This window comes from Massilia agilis, assembly GCF_024756255.1.
Lineage (GTDB): Bacteria > Pseudomonadota > Gammaproteobacteria > Burkholderiales > Burkholderiaceae_D > Telluria > Telluria agilis.
Genome location: NZ_JANUHB010000004.1, coordinates 408,160 through 427,388, shown reverse-complemented (window position 1 = coordinate 427,388; position 19,229 = coordinate 408,160). Strand labels below are relative to the sequence as shown.

The 19,229-nt window shown below is 68.1% G+C and carries 19 protein-coding genes; 3 read left to right on the top strand and 16 right to left on the bottom strand.

All coding sequences use genetic code 11. The features are described from left to right. Nucleotides 1–75: 75 nt before the first annotated feature. From NX774_RS18570 to NX774_RS18535, 7 genes are all read right to left on the bottom strand, one after another. The gene (locus tag NX774_RS18570) at nucleotides 76–1,512 is read right to left on the bottom strand and encodes a DEAD/DEAH box helicase (protein ID WP_258823744.1); all 1,437 of its coding nucleotides are present in this window, start codon (nucleotides 1,510–1,512) and stop codon (nucleotides 76–78) included. A gap of 327 nt (nucleotides 1,513–1,839) precedes the next feature. Further along, nucleotides 1,840–2,550, bottom strand: a complete 711-nt coding sequence (locus NX774_RS18565; protein ID WP_258823743.1) for an anti-sigma factor — start codon at nucleotides 2,548–2,550, stop codon at nucleotides 1,840–1,842. A 130-nt stretch (nucleotides 2,551–2,680) separates the two neighbouring features. Next, a complete protein-coding gene (locus NX774_RS18560; protein ID WP_258823742.1) occupies nucleotides 2,681–3,298 on the bottom strand; it encodes an LON peptidase substrate-binding domain-containing protein in 618 nt (205 codons plus the stop codon). 66 nt (nucleotides 3,299–3,364) lie between these two features. After that, the gene (locus NX774_RS23505; RefSeq protein ID WP_258823787.1) at nucleotides 3,365–3,493 is read right to left on the bottom strand and encodes a hypothetical protein; all 129 of its coding nucleotides are present in this window, start codon (nucleotides 3,491–3,493) and stop codon (nucleotides 3,365–3,367) included. A 106-nt stretch (nucleotides 3,494–3,599) separates the two neighbouring features. Then, entirely contained in the window at nucleotides 3,600–3,980 is a 381-nt protein-coding gene (locus tag NX774_RS18545) for an ABC transporter permease (RefSeq protein ID WP_258823741.1), read from the bottom strand. Next, entirely contained in the window at nucleotides 3,977–4,426 is a 450-nt protein-coding gene (locus NX774_RS18540) for a cupredoxin domain-containing protein (RefSeq protein ID WP_258823740.1), read from the bottom strand. Before NX774_RS18540 ends, NX774_RS18545 begins: the two co-directional genes overlap by 4 nt. Beyond that, nucleotides 4,426–4,698 (bottom strand): hypothetical protein, encoded by a 273-nt coding sequence (locus NX774_RS18535; RefSeq protein ID WP_258823739.1) that lies wholly within the window; start codon nucleotides 4,696–4,698, stop codon nucleotides 4,426–4,428. The genes NX774_RS18540 and NX774_RS18535 overlap by 1 nt, the downstream gene beginning before the upstream one ends. A 246-nt stretch (nucleotides 4,699–4,944) precedes the next feature. Here NX774_RS18535 and NX774_RS18530 point away from each other — a divergent pair, with 246 nt between their 5' ends. Continuing rightward, a complete protein-coding gene (locus NX774_RS18530; RefSeq protein ID WP_258823738.1) occupies nucleotides 4,945–7,233 on the top strand; it encodes a CHASE domain-containing protein in 2,289 nt (762 codons plus the stop codon). A gap of 148 nt (nucleotides 7,234–7,381) precedes the next feature. Here the strand turns inward: NX774_RS18530 and NX774_RS23420 are convergent, their stop codons facing one another. The 4 genes from NX774_RS23420 to NX774_RS18510 form a co-directional block, all read right to left on the bottom strand. Continuing rightward, nucleotides 7,382–7,834 (bottom strand): glycine zipper 2TM domain-containing protein, encoded by a 453-nt coding sequence (locus NX774_RS23420; RefSeq protein ID WP_370660449.1) that lies wholly within the window; start codon nucleotides 7,832–7,834, stop codon nucleotides 7,382–7,384. Between the two features lie 131 nt (nucleotides 7,835–7,965). After that, the gene (locus NX774_RS18520; RefSeq protein WP_258823737.1) at nucleotides 7,966–9,888 is read right to left on the bottom strand and encodes a bifunctional diguanylate cyclase/phosphodiesterase; all 1,923 of its coding nucleotides are present in this window, start codon (nucleotides 9,886–9,888) and stop codon (nucleotides 7,966–7,968) included. Nucleotides 9,889–9,990: 102 nt separating this feature from the next. After that, the gene (locus NX774_RS18515) at nucleotides 9,991–10,932 is read right to left on the bottom strand and encodes an SRPBCC family protein (RefSeq protein ID WP_258823736.1); all 942 of its coding nucleotides are present in this window, start codon (nucleotides 10,930–10,932) and stop codon (nucleotides 9,991–9,993) included. Continuing rightward, a complete protein-coding gene (locus NX774_RS18510; protein WP_258823735.1) occupies nucleotides 10,916–11,266 on the bottom strand; it encodes an ArsR/SmtB family transcription factor in 351 nt (116 codons plus the stop codon). Before NX774_RS18510 ends, NX774_RS18515 begins: the two co-directional genes overlap by 17 nt. Nucleotides 11,267–11,383: 117 nt before the next feature. Between NX774_RS18510 and NX774_RS18505 the strand changes: the two genes are divergently transcribed. Both NX774_RS18505 and NX774_RS18500 read left to right on the top strand, forming a co-directional pair. After that, a complete protein-coding gene (locus tag NX774_RS18505) occupies nucleotides 11,384–13,201 on the top strand; it encodes a DUF885 domain-containing protein (protein ID WP_258823734.1) in 1,818 nt (605 codons plus the stop codon). 32 nt (nucleotides 13,202–13,233) lie between these two features. After that, on the top strand, nucleotides 13,234–13,617 hold the full coding sequence (locus NX774_RS18500) for a DUF1801 domain-containing protein (RefSeq protein WP_258823733.1): 384 nt from the start codon (nucleotides 13,234–13,236) through the stop codon (nucleotides 13,615–13,617). A gap of 118 nt (nucleotides 13,618–13,735) precedes the next feature. Here the strand turns inward: NX774_RS18500 and NX774_RS18495 are convergent, their stop codons facing one another. The 5 genes from NX774_RS18495 to NX774_RS18475 all read right to left on the bottom strand — a co-directional run bounded on the left by NX774_RS18495 (nucleotide 13,736) and on the right by NX774_RS18475 (nucleotide 19,191). Then, nucleotides 13,736–15,253 carry a thymidine phosphorylase family protein gene (locus NX774_RS18495; protein ID WP_258823732.1) on the bottom strand — a complete coding sequence of 506 codons (1,518 nt, stop codon included), beginning with the start codon at nucleotides 15,251–15,253 and terminating at the stop codon, nucleotides 13,736–13,738. Further along, a complete protein-coding gene (locus tag NX774_RS18490) occupies nucleotides 15,250–16,608 on the bottom strand; it encodes an MBL fold metallo-hydrolase RNA specificity domain-containing protein (RefSeq protein ID WP_258823731.1) in 1,359 nt (452 codons plus the stop codon). The genes NX774_RS18495 and NX774_RS18490 overlap by 4 nt, the downstream gene beginning before the upstream one ends. A 37-nt stretch (nucleotides 16,609–16,645) precedes the next feature. After that, entirely contained in the window at nucleotides 16,646–17,533 is an 888-nt protein-coding gene (locus tag NX774_RS18485) for a ribose-phosphate pyrophosphokinase (protein ID WP_258823730.1), read from the bottom strand. A gap of 2 nt (nucleotides 17,534–17,535) precedes the next feature. Next, on the bottom strand, nucleotides 17,536–18,288 hold the full coding sequence (locus NX774_RS18480; protein ID WP_258823729.1) for an SDR family NAD(P)-dependent oxidoreductase: 753 nt from the start codon (nucleotides 18,286–18,288) through the stop codon (nucleotides 17,536–17,538). 162 nt (nucleotides 18,289–18,450) lie between these two features. Continuing rightward, nucleotides 18,451–19,191, bottom strand: coding sequence for a DNA-binding protein (locus NX774_RS18475; RefSeq protein WP_258823728.1), 741 nt, complete (start codon nucleotides 19,189–19,191; stop codon nucleotides 18,451–18,453). Nucleotides 19,192–19,229: the final 38 nt, after the last annotated feature.

The window sequence follows — 19,229 nt, the reverse complement described above, 5'->3', positions numbered from 1 at the left end:
GCTAACCCGCTGGCTGTTCCGCGGTAATCTGAACGCGTGGGCAGTCAAGCTGCCCACCCTACGTGTTTGATGCGCTTACGGCTTGGGCAAGCCGCCCAGCAGCGCCGCGACTTTCTGCTTCGGCTTGGACGACGGCGACGCCGGCCCGGTGGGCGCGGCTTCCTTGCGCGTCACGGTGGACGGCTCGTAAGGCTTGAGGAACCAGGGATCGACCTTCTCGCGGCGCGGGGGCGGCGCGCTGCTGCTGGTGCGGCTCGGGCGCGACTCGCTCTCGCCGCTGCGGCGGGCGCGGCGCTCGCCGCCGTAGCCGGCGCTGGCGCCGCGTGCGTACGGCGCGAAACCGGTCAGCTCGCCACGCGTGATGGTCTGCTTGATCAGCTTCTCGATGTCGGCCAGCAGGCGCTCGTCCTTGTCCGAATACACCGACAGCGCATCGCCCGAGGCGCCGGCGCGGCCGGTGCGGCCGATGCGGTGCACGTAGTCCTCGGCGTTGTACGGCAGGTCATAGTTGATCACGCACGGCAGGTCCGAGATGTCCAGGCCGCGCGCGGCCACGTCGGTCGCCACCAGCACCTCGATCTCGCCCTTCTTGAACGCTTCCAGCGCGGCCATGCGCTCCTGCTGGGTCTTGTCGCCGTGGATCGCCGAGGCCTTGATGCCGGCCTGCTCCAGCGAGCGCGACAGGCGCGAGGCGCCAATCTTGGTGTTGGAGAACACGATCACCTGCTTGAGCTCGCGCGAGCGGATCAGGAACTCGACCACGTCGCGCTTCTGCTCTTCCGCCACCTTGTACACCACCTGGGTGACCTTGTCGGCGGTGGCGTTGCTGCGCGCCACCTCGATCGTGGTGGGGTTGGTCAGGAAGCTGCCGGCCAGTTTCTTGATCTCGGGCGAGAACGTGGCCGAGAACATCAGGTTCTGGCGCTTTTTCGGCAGCAGGTTGATGATGCGCTGCAGGTCGGGCAAAAAGCCCATGTCCAGCATGCGGTCGGCCTCGTCCATGACCAGCATCTGCACCTGGCCCAGGCTGATGTTCTTCTGCTCCACGTGGTCGAGCAGGCGGCCAGGGGTCGCGATCACGATCTCGACGCCGCGGCGCAGGATTTCGGTCTGCGGCTTCATGTCCATGCCGCCGAATACCACGGTCGAGCGCAGCGGGGTGTGGGCCGCGTAGGCCTTGACGTTTTCCGCCACCTGCACCGCCAGCTCGCGGGTCGGGGTCAGGATCAGCGCGCGCACCGGGTGGCGCGCGGGCGACATGCTGGTGCTGGCGTGCGCCAGCAGCATCTGGATGATGGGCAGCGAAAAGCCGGCGGTCTTGCCGGTGCCGGTCTGGGCCGCGCCCATGACGTCGCGGCCCTGCAGCACCACGGGGATGGCCTGGGCCTGGATCGGGGTCGGATGGACGTAGCCCTGGTCCGAGAGTGCGCGCAGGATCTCCGGCGCGAGGCCGAAATCGGCGAAGCGCACGGTCGGCGCCGCACTATTTTCGTTGTTGTTTGTTTCAGACATAGTATTTCCGGGCAGTAATTCGTTCTGCTTAACGGCCGAACCGGGTTGCGCCAGGCTCCGCCGGTGGCGGCCAACGCGGGAAACTCCGGGGTGGACTGGAATGAGCCGCCGGCTGGGCACGGCCCGCGGCCGGCTCGACGGTGCCACGGCAGCGCCGGCCTGAAAAACCCGGCGCGCGGACGTAGAAGCACTGATAGCGCCCTAAACGATACCCTAAATCCTTGACACTGTATATGGACTCGTGATTTGCGGGGGGGCGTCGGGCAGGCACGCGTACCCACGGCGGGACACGCGCCGGCCGCTCGACCGCGTGGGCGGAAGCGCCCCCTACCGCCGCCAGCCCTGTTTCTGGGCTGCCCGCTCGCCCTGTTCGTCCAGCGGCGCGCCCATTATGCGCTGGGCGATCACGTCGCGCACCGGCACGGGCACGACGTTGTCCTGCGCCTCGGCCATGACGGGAATGTGCCAGCGCTCGCCCTGGCGGCATGCCAGCCCGGTGGCGCCGCCGAAGGCAAAGCTGCGGCAATAGCTGCCGTCCTTTGACGCAAAACTGAGGCCAATGCGCACCTTGCCGTCGCCGCCGGCCGGCTGGTTCGACAAGGCCTGCGCCAGCACGCCCTGCGCCAGCAGCGCCCCGCCCTTGCCGTCCACCGCCGCCAGGCCCGATTCGCCCTGCATCAGGCTGTAGGCGAACACGCCCTCGAGCGCGCCGATCGCCAGCGCCGCCGCCAGCACCGCCCACTGCCGCCATGACCACCGCGAGCGCACCGGCGCCGGCTGCTGCGCCTGCTGGCGGGCGGCGCGCACCGCGTCCAGCTGCACCACCTTGCCGGCACCCCCGGCCATGCGCGCCGGCGGGGGCGGCTCGTGCAGCACCGCCCCATAGGTGTCATAGGCATGGGCGCGCAAGGCCCGGTGCCGCGCAATGCGCGCCGCCAGCCCGGGGTCAGCACGCATGGCCCGCTCGATCTCGCTGCGCTCGGCCTCGTCCAGGGTGCCGCGCGCATACGCCATCAATACTTCATCGGAAAATTTCATGGTCCGGTCCTCACTCCGATGACCCATCTTATCATCCGATCATGGATGCATGACGCCAGCTAGGCTCGACACCGCTTGTACGGGCGCGACAAGTCCGGCTGCCGCGAATCGCGCATCCGGCAAGCGTGGTTCAGGAGGTGATCAGCCCGTGTTCGTCCAGCACGTCGTGCAGCAGCTCGAGCCGGATCACCGGGTTGTCGAGCATGAGCATGTTGTGCTTTTGCTGGTTGGGCAGCGGCAGCAGCTCGCACCAGCGGTTGGCAACCCAGCCGCAATCGTCGAGCTTGAACGGCGGCTGGATCGGCCAGCGGTGCTGCGGCACGTCGTGCAGCGACGCCAGCACGCGATCGAGCGCATCGGCCGCGCCTTGCAGCTCGGACGGGATGCGCACTTCGTGGTCGTCCTCGATCAATTGCACCTCGCCCACCCACAGGCCGTTGGCGCGCTGCTCGGCCGACAGCACCTCGAAGCGCGAGCCGCCGCGGCACACCACCTGCAGCAGGCCCGGCGCGGACGCCGTGGTGTCGTGCACCGAGGCGATGGTGCCGGCCGCCGCAAAGCGCTCGTGCCCCTGCGGGGAGCGCACCTCGTGCCCGTGCGTGAGCAGCACCACGCCGAAGTCGGAATCCTCGGTCAGGCAGCGGCTGATCATGTCGAGGTAGCGCACCTCGAAAATCTGCAGCGGCAGCACCCCGTCCGGGAACAGCACCGTACTGAGCGGGAACAGTGGCAACGAAAACGTGGACATGGCTGCATCATGACAGAATCGCCCACGGGACCCGAGCACGATTGCGGCCGGCCCTGTCCTGCCGGATCACACGCCCAGTTCGGCCAGGATGGCGTCCTTGAGCGCCTGCAGCGCGGGGCTGGAAAGGCGGCGCGGATGCGGCTCGGCGATCGCAAAGCTGGCCTGGTTCTCGCGCACCGCCAGCCACGGGAACACCGAGCCGTGCTGCCTACGATGCCGCGTCTGCTCGGTCGCAGCAGGCGCTTGCCATCGACCAGCACCTGCCCTTCGTCCGGCTGCTCGAAACCGGAAACGATTTTCATCAATGTCGATTTGCCGCAGCCGGACGGCCCGACGATGGCGACGAACTCGCCGTCCTGCACCTCGTGAGCGGGATCCAGGCGATCGGCGAGATCGGCCGCGGGATCTGGAACAGCGGGTTGAGCGCGCGCCACGCGGCCGGCACCCGTCCCATCCACAGGCCGAGCGGCGCCGCCACCAGCACCGCCAGCGTAAAGCCGGTGGCCACCCGCATCAGCGAGGCGCCGATGTGGCGACACAGGCTGCCGTCGCCTGCCAGCTCGTACAGGCCCGCCGCCACCGCTTGCGGGCCGGGAAAGATCACGCTGCCCGAGAGCGCGACAGCGCGCCACCACAGCGCGACCAGGCAGGCGATCAGCGCGATCGCGGGTGCATGCTTCATCGTGGCCCCACCAAAGGAAGATAGCGCAGCTCGTGCACCAGCTTGCGCGCGCGCCAGCGCAGCCGGTCCCAGCCCGGGTCGGGCTGCTCGACCACGCGCACGGTCATCTGGCCGCTGGCGTGCGCGCTGCAGTTGAACTGGTAGTCGCCGGCCTGCTCGAACGGCAGGCGGAACTCCTGGCCCGGCATCACCAGCACCGGGCCGAACACCTGCGGCACCTTGTCGCGGTTGCGCAGCAAGAGCACGTCCTGCACGCCGAGCGTGAGGGTGACCAGCTGCGGCAGGATCTCGACCGGCTCGCCCCGCATGCGGCGCTCGTAGGTGCCGGCCGGGATCTCGAATGGCTGCTCGCGGCTGGCGCCGGCAAGCGGTGCGAACGCGCCCCACAGCAGCAGCGCAAGGAGCGCGGCGCACACTGCCAGCCGGGGCCAGCGGCGGCGCGGCATCACGGTTCCTCCAGCAGGGCGCGGGCGTCGTGCACGATGTCGGCGGCCGGCCGCCCGAACGGCAGCAGCGCGCGCAGCATGCCGCGGCGGTCGATGAAATACAGATAGGACGAATGCGCGACCACCTTGCCGCGGTAGTCCGCCAGGCTGAACGGCTTGCCGGTGGTGGCCGACAGCGCCAACGCGGGAACGCCGGCGGCCAGCGGCACGGCGGCGGCGCTGCGCAGCAACTGGCGGCGACGCTGGTTCACGGTGGGGGAATCGAAGCTCATCGGGTCTGGGGAGGCAACGGGTCGGCGGCAGCGACAGCGGCAGCGACAGCGGCAGCGACAGCGGCAGCGGCAGCGGCAGCGGCAGCGGCAGCGGCAGATTGTAGCATCGCAACTATTGTTTCCAATATCCTCGGGTGCGCTCGGGATGGCGTGCGCCTTCGGGACGCATAGATGCGTATGCTAAATGTATTGGCGTGCTTCCTGCTTGCGGCCTGGAATGACCGCCCTCGACCGTTCACCTGACCCATGCACAGCCAAGCCCATCCATCATCCCTGCCGCGTCGCGACGCCCCGCCCGGTTCCCGGCGCGTGCCGCTGCTGCTGGCGGGGCTGGTGTTCCTGGTGTCGCTGCTGATCACTTACAGCGCCTATACCAGCGCGCGCCACATGGCGCACTCGACGCTGCAGAACACCTTCGACTACCGGGCGCGCGACATGTCCAGCCTGCTGGTGCGGCGCATGACCGTGTACGAAGAGGTGCTGCGCGGCGAGCAGGGTTTCCTGCGCGGCTCGGTGGACATCAGCCACAAGGCGTTCGCCGACTACTTTTCGGTGCTCAAGCTGGATGAGGATTTTCCCGGCATCGAAGCGCTCGGCATCGCGGCCATCGTTCCCGCAGCGCAACTGGAAGCACACGAGGCGGCGATGCAGCGCATGGGTTTTGCCGGCTACCTGGTCCACCCGCGCGATCCGCCGCGCCCGGAATATACCTCGATCACCCACATCGAACCGTTCCACGGCCGCAACCTGCGCGCGTTCGGCTTCGACATGTTCAGCGAACCATCGCGCCGCGCCGCGATGGAGGCCGCGCGCGACACCGGCAAGGCGGCCGTGACCGGCAAGGTGGTGCTGGTGCAGGAAGGCGACAAGGGCGCGCAGCCGGGTTTTCTCATGTACCTGCCGGTGTACCGCCCGGGCGTACGCTCGCGCACCGTCGAGGAGCGGCGCGCCGCGATCGTCGGCTGGGCGTACGCGCCGTTCCGCATGAACGACCTGATGCGCGGCCTGGGCGGCGAGCATTCCGGCGACCTGGCGACCCGGATCTACGACGGCGAGACCGTCTCGCCGGACGCCCTGCTGTACGCGTCCGGCCCCGTCCCCGCCGCGCGCACGCCGCTGTTCGCGACGTCGAACACGGTAACGATCGCCGGGCGCCACTGGACCTTAGCGATCGCCTCGGCGCCTTCGTTCGAAGCGCAGCTGGACCGGACGCGCCCGCTGGTGATCGCGGTGACCGGCGCCGGCCTGGGCTTTTTGCTCAGCCTCGTGGTGTGGCTGCTGGCCAGCGAACGCAGCCGGGCGGTGGACCTGGCGCAGGAGATGACCCACGAGCTGCGCGAGTCGTACGAGCGCATCGAGGCCGAGCAGCGCCGCATGCGCGTGATCCTGCAAAACGCCTACGACGCCTTCATCGCGATCGACGCGCAGGGCCGCATCACCGACTGGAACATCAAGGCCACCCAGCTGTTCGGCTGGACCGAGCACGAGGCCATCGGCCGCGAGATCGCCGACGTGATCGTGCCGCAGGAGCAGCGCGAACGCCACCGCGAAGGCTTTGCCCGCTTCGTCACCAGCGGCACCGGCCAGCTGCTAGAAGGCCCGACCGACATGCTGGCCCAGCACCGCAGCGGGCGCCAGATCCCGGTCGAGCTGGCGGTCGCCGCGCTGCCGACCGCGGCCGGCTACGGCGCCAGCGCCTTCATCCGCGACATCACCCCGCGCAAGGAGGCCGAAGTACGCGAGCGCCAGCGCCAGCTGCGGCTGGACGAAGCGCGCACCGCGCTGCAGCGCGCGCAAAAGCTGGAGGCGGTGGGCAAGCTTACCGGCGGGGTGGCGCACGACTTCAACAACCTGCTGCACATCATCAGCGCCAACGTGCAGCTGATCCAGCGCTCGCCCGGCAACATGGCGCAGCGCCTGCAAAGCATCCTGGACGCTGTGGAGCGCGGCTCGAAGCTGTCGGTCCAGCTGCTGGCGTTCGCGCGGCGCCAGCCGCTGCACCCCCAGGTGGTGAACGTGGCCCACCTGATCGAGCGCATGGACAGCCTGCTGCACCGCGCCGCGGGCGACGCCATCGAGCTGCGCCGGGCAGTCGCGCCCAACCTGTGGAATGCGCAGGTCGACCCGAACCAGCTCGAAAACGTGATCCTGAACCTGGTGATCAACGCGCGCGACGCGATGGAGGGCCGCGGCAGCATCACGATCGAGCTGGACAACGCCAACCTCGACCGCAACCAGCTGCCCGACCCGGACATGACACCCGGGCAGTATGTGATGGTGGCGGTATCGGACACCGGCAGCGGCATGCCGCCGGAAGTGATGGAACGCGCCTTCGAGCCCTTCTTCACCACCAAGCCCGAAGGCAAGGGCACCGGCCTTGGCCTGTCGATGGCGCACGGCTTCGTCAAGCAAAGCGGCGGCCACATCCGGTTGTCGAGCCAGGTCGGGCGCGGCACCACGGTGTCGATCTACCTGCCGCGCTGCACGCGCGAACTGCCCGATACCGCCGACATGCGCGGGGCGATGGTGCGGTAACCGGTCTCACCACCTGAACCACGTCGTCCCCGCGCAGGCGGGGACCCATACTGAGCTGGCGCCAACGTGGCGCCGAGCCGAGCGGTGCTGTCGGAGCTCTATGGGTCCCCGCCTGCGCGGGGACGACGCTTCCTGAGTTAGCTGTACGTTAGCGCTGCGAGATCAGGCGCCCGTGTTCGACGCGCACGTGCTCGCCCTTGTAGTGCTGGCGCGCGCCTTCTTCGGAGAAGCTGCGCACCGCGCCGCTGCTCATGCGCACGCGGGTTTCGGTGACGGTACGCGACCGCGCATTGCGCTCGATTTCGTTGCCGGCGTAACCGCCGCCCACCGCGCCGGCCACCGTGGCCAGCTTGCGGCCGTTGCCGCCGCCGACGCGATTGCCCAGGAAGCCACCCACCAGCGCGCCGGTCGCAATGCCCAGGCCACTGCCATGCTCGGCCGCGCGCTGGTAAGTATGGGTCGAGACGACCGTGCCGCAGCTCTCGCAGCGTTCGCCATGGGGCGCCGCCTGTGCGCCCAGCGGTGCGGACAGGGCCGCGATACCGATGACTGCCGCGACCACCTGGTTGCGCACGCTAAAAAGATTGAATGCTTGTTTCACGCTGAATTCCTCTGTTGCCGATATGGACGAATGGCTACAGAGTACTTGTCCTGCCGCAGTGCGCAAAGGTCAAAAACGTTTCAATTGCAAGCGAATGTAACGGTTCCGGATCTTTGCGCCGTGTTCCGTTTTCACGCCGCCACAGGCAGGTGCTCGTCCGGCCCGCACACCCGCCCGCGGCCGGTGGACTTGGCCGAGTACATGGCCACGTCGGCGCTGCGCAGCAGTTCCTCGCTGTCCAGTCCGTTGTCCGGGAACAGCGCAAAGCCGATGCTGCCGGAAATGTGCAGCACATGGCCGTCCGCCACGAACGGCAGGTTCAGCTGCGCGAGGACGGTCTCCGCAACCAGGCGCGCCTGCATCGCTTCCGAGCAGCCCGGCAGCAGCACCACGAACTCGTCGCCGCCCAGCCGCGCCAGCGTGTCCGATTCGCGCAGGGTGCCGGCCACGCGCTTGGCCACCTCGACCAGCAGCGCGTCGCCCACCGCGTGGCCGTAGGTGTCGTTGACCGGCTTGAACTTGTCCAGGTCGAAGTACAGCACCGCCAGCCTGGTCTGCTCGCGCTGCGCCGCGCGGATCGCTTGCTGCAGGCGGTCGCCGAACAGCAGCCGGTTGGGCAGGCCGGTCAGCGCATCGTGGTGCGCCTGGTGGATGATCTGCTCTTCGGCGTTCTTGCGCTCGTCGATGTTGGCGAAGGTGCCGATCATGCGCAGCGGGCTGCCGTCGGGCGCGCGCTCGACCAGCATGCCGCGCGCCAGGATCCAGCTCCAGCGGCCGTCGCGCTGGCGCACCCGGTGCTCGGCCATGAAGTCCGGCGTGCGCCCTTCGTAATGGTCGCGCAGTGCACGGATCACGCGGCCCATGTCCTCGGGGTGGATCGTCTGGTACAGCGTATCGGGAGGGCACGCTATGGCCGGGGTAGCCACGTCCAGGAGCGCTTGCGCGCGCGCGGACAGGTTGAGCATCGCGGTCGCAAGATTCCAGTCCCACACGCCCTCGCCGGCGGCGTTGAGCGCCAGCTTCCAGCGCGCTTCGGCCTCGGCCAGCGCTTTCACCGCGCGGCGCCGATTGTCGGCGGCCGCGATCGCCACCCAGCCCAGCAGCGCCAGCACCACGTTGGCCACCACGCCCGTGCGCACGAGGATCGTCTTCTGCTTGTCGTAGTGCGCGTTCGCATCGGCGAGCGACTCGCCGACGGTGACCGTAAGCGGATAGTTGGGCAGGTCGCGCCAGGCGTAGACGCGCTCGATGCCGTCCAGCTGGCCGTGGCGCTGGAAGTAGCCAGCCTTCTCCGTTTTATCGGTGCGCCACGCATAGTATGGGTAGCCCCTGAGCACCTTGCCGATGTCGCCGCTGCCGTTGCGCGACTGGCGCGCCACGACCGTGCCATCGTATCGCACCAGTGCAATCGAGGTGTCCGGCCCCAGGTCGATGTCGGCATAGAAGCGCGAGAAGTACGCAGGTGCGACCGACGCGACAATGACGCCATCGAGCCTGCCGCCACGGTAGATGGGCCGGGTGAACTGCACCGACCACTGGCCCGACACGCGCCCGAGCACCGGGTGGCTGACGAACAGCACGTCGCCGTGTCCTTCGAGGTGCACGCGGATGTGCTCGCGGTCGCTCAGGTCCATGCCGTTGGCCGGGCGCGCGCTGGAATACACCAGGCGCCCCTGCGCATCCGTCACCGACACCTGCATGATCACGCGGCCATGCAGCTCCTTGTTCAGGCGCTCGACCTGCGTGCTGAATCCTTCATGGCCCTGTTCCCAGTGCGTGCGCAGGTGCAACAGCGACATGTCCACGGTGCTGATCGTGGAGTTGACTTCCTCGGAAAACGCGCGCGCCAGGTTCTTGACGTCCAGCCGGCTCTGCTCGATGGCGATCGTGGAGAGCTGGCTGCGTTCGGCGCACACCGCCAGCCACACCAGCGGCGTGCTCAGGGCAAGGAAGGCTGCAAGGCGCAGCAGGACGGCACGACGGAACCACGCCCCGGACGAGCCGGCGGCGCGCAGAGATTTATAGGTGTAGATAGGCATGACAGCCAGGAGCATGCACCGCCGCTCCGGAATCTTGATGCATACATCATACCACTCCGCAGTTGCACATTAGAAAAAATAGTGTGCATTTCTGCAACATGCCATGCCCGTTGCCGGTCACCCCTTAAGGTACTCGCCCACCGCATCGAGCAGCAGATTGGTGCCGCGTTCGCGTGAGCCGGCGTCGTCGTAGCCGTCGAGGAAGGCGCCGTGCTCGCTCATCACGACCAGGGTGCCGGCGCCGTCCTGCTTCAATTCCAGGGTTGCGAGCGACACCGAGATCTTGCGCTGGTCCAGGTGCATCTCGTAGGAGTACACCAGGCGCTCGTTGGGCACCACGTCGAAGTACACCGCGTCGAAGGTCGAGACCGTGCCGCTGCCCCAGCGCCCCTGCACGTGCTCGCGGCCACCGGGCCGTATGTCCGCCGTGCGCGCGAGGATGGTCTGGCCGTTGCCGCCGCCGAACCACTTGGCCTTGGCCTCCTGGTCGGCGAACGCGCTCCACACACGTTCGCGCGGCACGTCGAAACGGCGCTCGATGCGAAAGCTGCCGTGCACCACGCTGCGCGCAGCCGGCTGCTGCGCGTACTCCAGCGCGCGGCCAAGGCGGTCGAGGGTTTGTTCCCAGCCCATTTGCGCGCCCTTGACCATCTGTTCGGCGAGCGGATGGAACAGCGTGTACGCCTGCTCCACTTCCATGTGCGTGCCGCCGCACCCGCTGGTGAACACCACGGTGGTGTGGGCACTGAAGAGCGGCTCGCCATCGGCGCCGGGCACCGTCATGTCGATCACCAGGCGCGCCGGCGGCACCACCTCGAGGAAGTGGCCGCGGGTCCAGTGTTCCTGACCGTCGGGCGCGCGCATGCACACATCGAACGCGCCGCCGGGGCGGAACTCCACCGTCGCGTGCGGCACCGTGAAGCCCTGCGGGCAGAACCAGTGCTTCACATGCTCGGCCGAACTCCACGCCGCGAACACCTGCTCGCGCGAGGCCGGGAATACGCGGGATACCTTCAGTTGGTGCTGCCTGGTCGCTACGGTGTCATTTGCCATTGCCATCTCCTTCAGCTTTCAAGGTATTGAGGTATTCGCCAAGGCGGTCGAAGTGGCCCTCCCACTCCTGGCGGCGTTGGTTGATCCACTGTTCGGCCAGCGACAGGCCCGCGGGTTCTATGTTGCAGGTGCGGGTGCGCCCGGCCTTCTGGGAGCGCACCAGGCCCGCGCCTTCCAGCACGGACAGGTGCTGCATGACGGCCGGCAGCGACATCGACAGCGGTTGCGCCAGCTCCGATACCGAAGCCGGCCCCCTGGCCAGCCGCGCCAGCATCGCGCGGCGTGAACCATCAGCCAGTGCCTGGAACGCCAGGTCGAGTGGATCGTGTTTGTTAAGCATGGACTTAAGTATAGCGAGTTTGAATAGTAAAGCAAGAACTTTAGTATCGAACTCGCGTCTGGATCGTGCAACAACTGTTGTATCCTTTCGGAACTTCAACCTAAGGATGCCACGACGATGTCCCGAACCCTTCCCGCACTGCGTGTTACCGCCCTCGCTGCCTGCCTGCTGACGGGCGCCGTCCTGACCCACCCCGCGCTGGCCGCGACCCGCGCCGCGGCGCCCAGCCCGGCCCAGCAAAAGCTCGACAAGCTGGCCGACCAGTTCTACGTGGCGCGCGCGAAGTTCGACCCGCTGCTGTACGCCACCGCCAATGGCGACAGCCGCTACGACGACCAGATCGGCATGGCGATCTCGCCTGTGGTGCGGGCCAAACAGTTCGCGCAGTACCACGACGAGCTGCGCCAGCTGCACATGATCGAGCGCGCGCAGCTGCCGGAAAAGGCGCGGCTGAACTACGACATCCTCGAGTTCGAAATCAACAGCCAGCTCGACCTGGAGCACTTCCCCGAGCACCTGCTGCCCCTGAACCACTTCGAGAACGTGCCCAGCGTGCTGGCCAACTACGCCAGCGGCACCGGCTCGCAGCCCTTGACCACGCCGGCCCAGTATCGCGCCTACCTGTCCCGCCTGAACCAGCTGCCCGCGTGGATCGACCAGGCCATCGTCAACATGAAGGAAGGCATCCGCGTGGGCGTGGTGCAGCCGAAGGCGATCGTGGTGAAGATGCTGCCGCAGTTCCAGCAGCTCAGGAGCAGCACGCCTGAAGCGAGCATCTTCTACACGCCGATCAAGAACCTGCCGGCGCAATTCTCGGCCAAGGACAAGGAAGAGCTGACGGCCGCGTACCGCCAGGCGGTGGCGCGCATCGGCCCCGCGCTGGACAGCCTGTGCCAGTTCCTCGAGTCCGACTACATGGCCGCCGCGCGCGCGAGCTCCGGCTACGGCGAGCTTCCCAACGGCGCGGCCTGGTACAAGGCGCGCATCAAGAACAACACCAACCTGGCGCTCACGCCGCAGCAGATCCACGAGCTGGGCCTGAAGGAAGTGGCACGCATCCAGCGCCAGCTGGCCGAACTGGGGCCCAAGCTGGGCTACACGGGCCCGGCCAACCAGCTGCCGCAATGGGTGGCGGCGCAGGACAAATTCAAGCCCTTCCACACCGAGCAGGAAGTGCTGGACGCCTACCGCAAGATCTACGCGACGGTGGACGCCAAGCTGCCGAACTACTTCAGCCTGCTGCCCAAGGCCAGACTCGACATCCAGCTCGAACCCGAGCTCACGCGCGCCACCGCGTCGGACCACTACACGCCGGTGGCGGCGGACGGCTCGCACCCGGGCGTGTTCTGGGCCGTGGTCAATGACCCCGCGAAGTACAGCAACGTGGGCATGACCAGCCTGCTGCTGCACGAAGGCGTGCCGGGCCACCACCTGCACGCGGCGCTGCTCAAGGAACTGCCGCTGCCGGACTTCCGCAAGTTCTACACCGAGCACCCGAGCGCGGCCGCCTACACCGAGGGCTGGGCGCTGTACTGCGAGACGCTGGGGCGCGAGTTCGGCTTCTACGACGACCCGGCGCCCTACTACGGCCACCTGAACGACGAACTGTTGCGCGCGGTGCGGCTGGTGGTGGACACGGGCATGCACGCGATGGGCTGGAGCCGTGAGAAGGCGGTGGCGTACGCGATGCAGGTGCTGGGCTACAGCGAAGCGCGCGCCACCAACCAGATCGAGCGCTACATGGTATGGCCGGGCCAGGCGCTGGCCTACAAGGTGGGCGCGCTGAAGATCCTGGAACTGCGCGCCAAGGCGCAAAAGGCGCTGGGGCCGAAGTTCAGCTACCCGAAATTCCACGCCGTGGTGATGGGCGACGGCACCCTGCCGCTGCCGATCCTGGAAGCGCAAGTGGACAAGTGGATCGCCAGCCAGAAGTGAGCCGCGCGCCGGACCCAACCTGAGGAGCAACCATGAACAAGAACGCGAATCCTGCCGGGCCGTCGCCATCGGAACTGATCGACGCGCGCATCCAGGAACTGGGCGACTGGCGCGGCGCCATGCTCGCCCGGATCCGCGCCCTCATCCAGCAGGCGGACCCGCAGGTGGTCGAAGAATGGAAGTGGCAGGTTCCGGTGTGGTCGCACGACGGCATCATCTGCACCGGCGAGACCTACAAGAAAGCGGTCAAGCTCACCTTCCCGAAAGGCGCATCGCTACCGGACCCGGCGCGCCTGTTCAACTCCAGCCTGGAAGGCAAGGTGCGGCGCGCCATCGACTTTCACGAGGGCGACGCGATCGACGAGAAAGCATTCAAAGCGCTGGTCCTCGCCGCCGTTGCGCGCAACGCCGCCTGAACGGCCGGGAATAAGGTAGGGTGGGCGTTTGGCTGGGCACTGCCCAGCCGCACCCTGCCCACGCGTCCAGCCAGCGTTCCGCCGACCAAACACGTCCAACAACCGCCTGGTTCCCGGTCTACGCCTCCACCCGGATAATGTCGCCGGCCTGGCGCGCGTAGTCGAGCGCGTAGGCCATCTCGCCCGGCGTTTGCGCGTGGACGTACAGAAGCGGCTGGCCGCGCGCCACCTCGTCGCCCAGGCGCACTTCCATGTGCACGCCCGCCGCGGGACTGGCCGGTGCGCCGGCCAGCTTGGCCAGCCGCGACAGCTTGCGATTGTCGATGTGCACCACCTGGCCGCCGTGCGTTGCCACCAGCGGCTCGACGAACTCGGCGCGTTTCGGTTCGCGCAGGCCGCCCTGCGCCTCGCAGATGCGCTTGAACTTGTCCCAGGCGCGCCCGCTGTCGAGCGTCTCGCGCGCCACGCGCATGCCCTCGCCCTCGGCCGCTGCGCCGCCCAGTTCCAGCACCGCGCTGGCAACGAGCACGGCGCGCTCGCGCAGGTCTTCCGGTGCGCCGGGCTCGTTCTGCAGCACGGCCAGCACATCGCGCGCTTCCAGCGCCGGGCCGATCCCGCGCCCGACCGGCTGGTTCCCGTCCGAGAACATGCAGCGCAGCGCAAGGCCGAAATCGGCTGCGGTCGCGCGCAGCTTGGCCGAGAGACGCACCGCGTTTTCGCGGCTGCGCACCTTGGCCGTCGGCCCGATCGGAATGTCGATGACCACGTGGGTCGCGCCGGCCGCGATCTTCTTCGACAGCACCGAGGCGATCAACTGGCCTTCGGTGTCGATGTCCAGCTCGCGCTCGATACGCACGAAAATGTCGTCGGCGGGGCTCAGGTGCATGGAACCGCCCCAGGCCACGCAACCGCCCTCGGTCTCGACCACCTTGCGCAGCGTGGCCATGTCCAGGTCCACGGGCGCGAGCATCTCCATCGTGTCGGCGGTGCCGGCCGGCGAAGTGATCGCGCGCGACGAGGTCTTGGGCATCACCAGGCCATTGGCGGCGGCAATCGCGACAACGATCGGCGTCGTCCGGTTGCCCGGCAGGCCGCCCACGCAGTGCTTGTCCACCACCACCGGCGCATTCCAGTGCAGGCTCTCGCCGACATCGACCATCGCGCGCGTGAGGTGCACGGTTTCCAGGGCGTCCAGCGGCAGCGTGGCTGTCGCGGTCAGGAAGGCCGACAAGTGAACGTCGGTGTAGCGCCCGTCCACCACGTCGCGCACGATGGCCGACAGGTCCTGCGCGTTCAGCCGGTAGCCGTGGATGCGGCGGCGGATGCCGGCCAGCGATTCGAGCACCGGCGGGTGGCGGACCTGGACCTCGTCGCCGTCGCTGATGTGCAGCGCGTCCCAGGCCGCCTCCGACAGCGCCACCTGGCCCTGCTCGAGCAGCGGGCTGTCGATCTGGTACAGCAAGGCCTGCACCTCATGCTTGCCGGCCACCACCAGCACCTGCGAGCGCGGTGACAGTCCCTCGGAGCGGCAGACGTGGCAATCGGCGCGCATCAGCGCAATGGCCTGGTCTTGCGCGTGCAGGCGCAAACGCGTTGCGCGCAGCAGCGGCTGCTCGGGCCAGATGACAGCGCTCACAGGACGAACTCCTGGCCTTGCAGGGGAACGTCGACCGCCCACCCGAGTTCGCGCGCGATCCGTTCGCGCAGCGCTTCCGACGCCTCCGGCTCGCCGTGGACCACGAACACGCGCTTGGGCGCACGCTTGAAGCCGGACAGCCACTTCATCAACTCATCGCAATCGGCGTGCGCCGACAGCATCGGCAGTTCCGCGACCTCCGCGTTCACCGGAATCCAGGTGCCGTAGGCCTTCACTTCGCGCGCGCCTTCGAGCAGCTTGCGCCCGCGCGTGCCGGCCGCCTGGAAGCCCGAGAAGAGCAGCGTGTTACGATGGTCCGGCGCGAACGCGGCAATGTGGTGCAGCACACGCCCACCGGTGGCCATGCCGCTGGCCGAGATGATCACCTTCGGATAGCGGTTGGCCGAGAGCGCCTTCGATTCCTCCACGTCGCGCACATAGGTGACGGCGTCGCACGCGGCCTCGTACTCGTCCATGGAGAGCTTGTGGTCGTGCTGGTGGCGGTGCAGCAGTTCGGTGGCGCTGGTCGCCATCGGGCTGTCCAGGAACACCGGCACGTTGTGCAGGCTGCCGCGCTGGCGCAGCTGCCACAGGTTGTAGATGAGCGACTGCGCGCGGCCGACCGCAAAGGCCGGGATGACCACGGTGCCGCCGCGGCGCACGGTGCGCGCGATCACCTCGTCCAGCGCCGCGAGGGCGTCGGAGCGGTCGTGACGGCGGTTGCCGTAGGTGGACTCGATGACGACGTAGTCGGCCTCCGTGACCGGCTCGGGATCGAACATGACCGGGTCGTCGTAGCGGCCAAGGTCGCCCGAGAACACGATGCGCACGCCGTCCACGTCGATCTGCGCCGAAGAAGCGCCGAGGATGTGGCCGGCGCGGCGCAGCAGCAGGCTGGCGCCGCCGGGCAGCGCCACTTCGTCGTGGAACCGTACGGACTCGAAATGCTTGAGCGAGTGTTCCGCGTCCTGCACCGTGTACAGCGGCAGCGCCGGCTTGTGCTTGGAGTAGCCCTTGCGGTTGGCGAATTCGGCGTCCTTCTCCTGCAGCCAGGCGCTGTCGAGCAGGATCAGCTTGGCCACGTCTCGCGTGGCGGCCGTGGAGAAGATCTTGCCGTGAAAGCCGTTGCGGATCAGGCGCGGCAGGTAGCCGCTGTGGTCGAGGTGGGCGTGCGTGAGCACGACCGCGTCGATGTCGCGCGGCGACACCGGCAGGTCCTGCCAGTTCAGCGTGCGCAGGTTCTTCAGGCCCTGGAACAGGCCGCAGTCCACGAGGATTTTGGAATCACCATAGGTAAGCAGGTGCTTGGAACCGGTGACGGTCCCGGCGCCGCCGAGGCTGGTCAATGAAAGCATGGGGTTTTCTTATTCGTGTTAAGTGGTTGGCTGGCCTTCAGTCGCGCACGTTGTTCAGCAGCGCGCTGGCAAACTGCGGCGCAAGGGCGATCCGGTTGCTCGGATGCGGCACGGCGTCGGTGGAGGTGATGCGCGTGAAAAGAGGCTGCAGCTCGTTCCACGCATCGTCGGCAAACAGCGCGTGCACGACGACGCACTCGGGTTTACCCAGTCCCTGTTCGGCGAGCTTGCGCGCGGCCACCGCCAGCGTGCGGCCCGACGAGGCGATATCGTCCACCACCACCGGCGTGCGGCCGCGCCAGGCGGCCAGGTCCGGCACTTCGATGTCGACGCTGCGATCGCCGTGGCGGGTCTTGGTGAGCACCGCGTGCGGCGCGTCGATACGCGAGGCGATCGCCGCGGCCCACTGCTCGCTTTCCTCGTCGGGGCCGACGATAAGCGGGGATTCGACGTTGGCCGCGATCCAGTCGGCCAACTGTGGCGCGGCGTGCAGCGTCGTCGTGGAGATCGTGTAGAGCGCGGCCAGCGTCGGATGCCGGTGCAGGTGCGGGTCCACGGTCAGCAGGCGGTCGAAGGTGGAGGACACCAGCCGGGCAAAGGACAGCGAGGTCACGCTCTCGCCATCGTTGAAGCGCTTGTCCTGGCGCATATAGGCCAGGTAAGGCGCGACCAGGTTGACCTCGGTGGCGCCCAGGTCGCGGGCGGCGTCGGCGGCGAACACCAGCGGCAGGAACTGCGCGTCCGGCTTGGCCAGCGTGCAGACGAGGTCCACGGCGCGGCCGGCGGGGTCGCCATGCAGGCGCACATAGCTTTCGCCATCGGGGAACTGGCGGGTCTCCAGGCGGCCCAGCTCAGCATCGGTTGCCGACGCGAGTGCGGCGGCGAAGGCTTCATTGCCCGGCAGGGGCAGGATCAGGCGCCGCACGGTCAGCTCGCCGTGTAGCCGCCATCGACCACCATCGCGGAGCCCGTCATGAAGCTGGCGCCGTCCGACAGCAGGAAGGCGACGGCATGTGCGATTTCTTCGGCACGGCCCAGGCGCCCGATGGCGTGCAGGCCTACCAGGCCGGCGCGCGCGGCCTGGTCGAGTCCGTCCAGGATGGGGGTGTCCACGTAGCCGGGATGGATCGAGTTGATGCGAATGCCCTGGGCCGAATACGCGAGCGCGGCCGAGCGGGTCAGGCCGGTGACGCCGTGCTTGGCGGCCACGTAGGCTGGCGCGAAGGAGTTGCCGACGAGGCCAAGAATGGACGACATGTTGACGATCGCGCCGCCGCCTGCGGCGAGGATGGCCGGGATCTGGTAGCGCAGGCCGTGCGCAACGCCGCTCAGGTTGATGTCGATGACCCGCTGCCAGTCATCCGCGGGCAGCTCGCCGGCCGGCAGCAGCGTGCCGCCAATGCCGGCGTTGTTGAAAGCGAAATGCAGTGCGCCGAAGTGCTTCACGGCGCAATCGACCGCTGCCTCTACCTGCGCGGGATCGGCCACGTTGGCGACGTTCGGCACGGCACGGCCACCGGAGGCGGCGATGGCATCGGTGACGCGCTTGACCGCGTCGGCGTGCACGTCGGACACCACCACCGACAGGCCTTGTTGTGCCAGCAGGCGCGCGGTGGCTTCGCCAATGCCGGAGCCGGCGCCGGTCACCAGCACGGATTGGCCGGAAAACGAGTATTTCATCTGAGTCTCTCTTTCTGCGAACACAAGCGGGTTCATCCATGCCTAGTGTGGCCATCGGGCATGGTGGTGTCAACTGCAAGGCGGCGGTGTTCCGGATCGTGAAACTACCAACTGGATCGGGGAGCAGATGAATCGCGCCCCCATCATCGGCGAGGGCACAGGCTAGGCTCTGGCGCGCAAGGTCTCCAGTTCCGCCCGTAGGGCGCCGCGCTCGGCACGCGACGCGTCCAGCTGTTTGCGCAGGTCGGTGATCTCGGCCTCCAGGCTTTCGCGGACGGTCTTCGCGCCCACCAGCTCCATTTCGGCAGCCAGGCGCGCATCGGATTGCTCCGAGGACGACGCCACGTAGCGCTCGAGCTGCGTGCGCAAGTCGGCCAGCTGGGCGTCCTTGCCGTCGATGGCCAGCTGGTCCTTGGCCTTGCCGACCAGGGCTTCGGTGGCGATATGGCGTGCGTTGCGCAGCTCCGCCTGCAGCCGCTCGATCTCCTCGTCCCGTTCAGCAATGGCTGCGTGCGATGCCGCGGTCACGGACGCGACCTGTGCCCGCAATTCGTCGCGCTCGCCTTCGAGCGCTTCGCCGGCCTCGAGCAGGACCTGCATGTCGCTTTCGGACTGCGCCAGCGCCTCGCGCGCGCCGGCGCCGGACTCCTGGGCGAATTGCTGCGCCCAGTCGGCCAAGGCGGCGACAATCGTTTCAGGCAGTTCCGCCTTGCTGGTGCTCGCTGGCCCCGCCTGGCTGGCGCGCCACGGGATCAGATGCTTCTGGATGGCGGTTGGCGAGCCGGCGCCGAGGATTTCCCGCACGGCGTCGATGGTGACCGGTTTGCCGTCCTTCTGTAATGCGTCAGCCGCCGCGGCCACCGCGTCGAACTGGATGCCCTGGTGGGCCGAATCGGTATTCATGAGATTGAGTAACTATAATTGCCGAAGAGCAATATAAT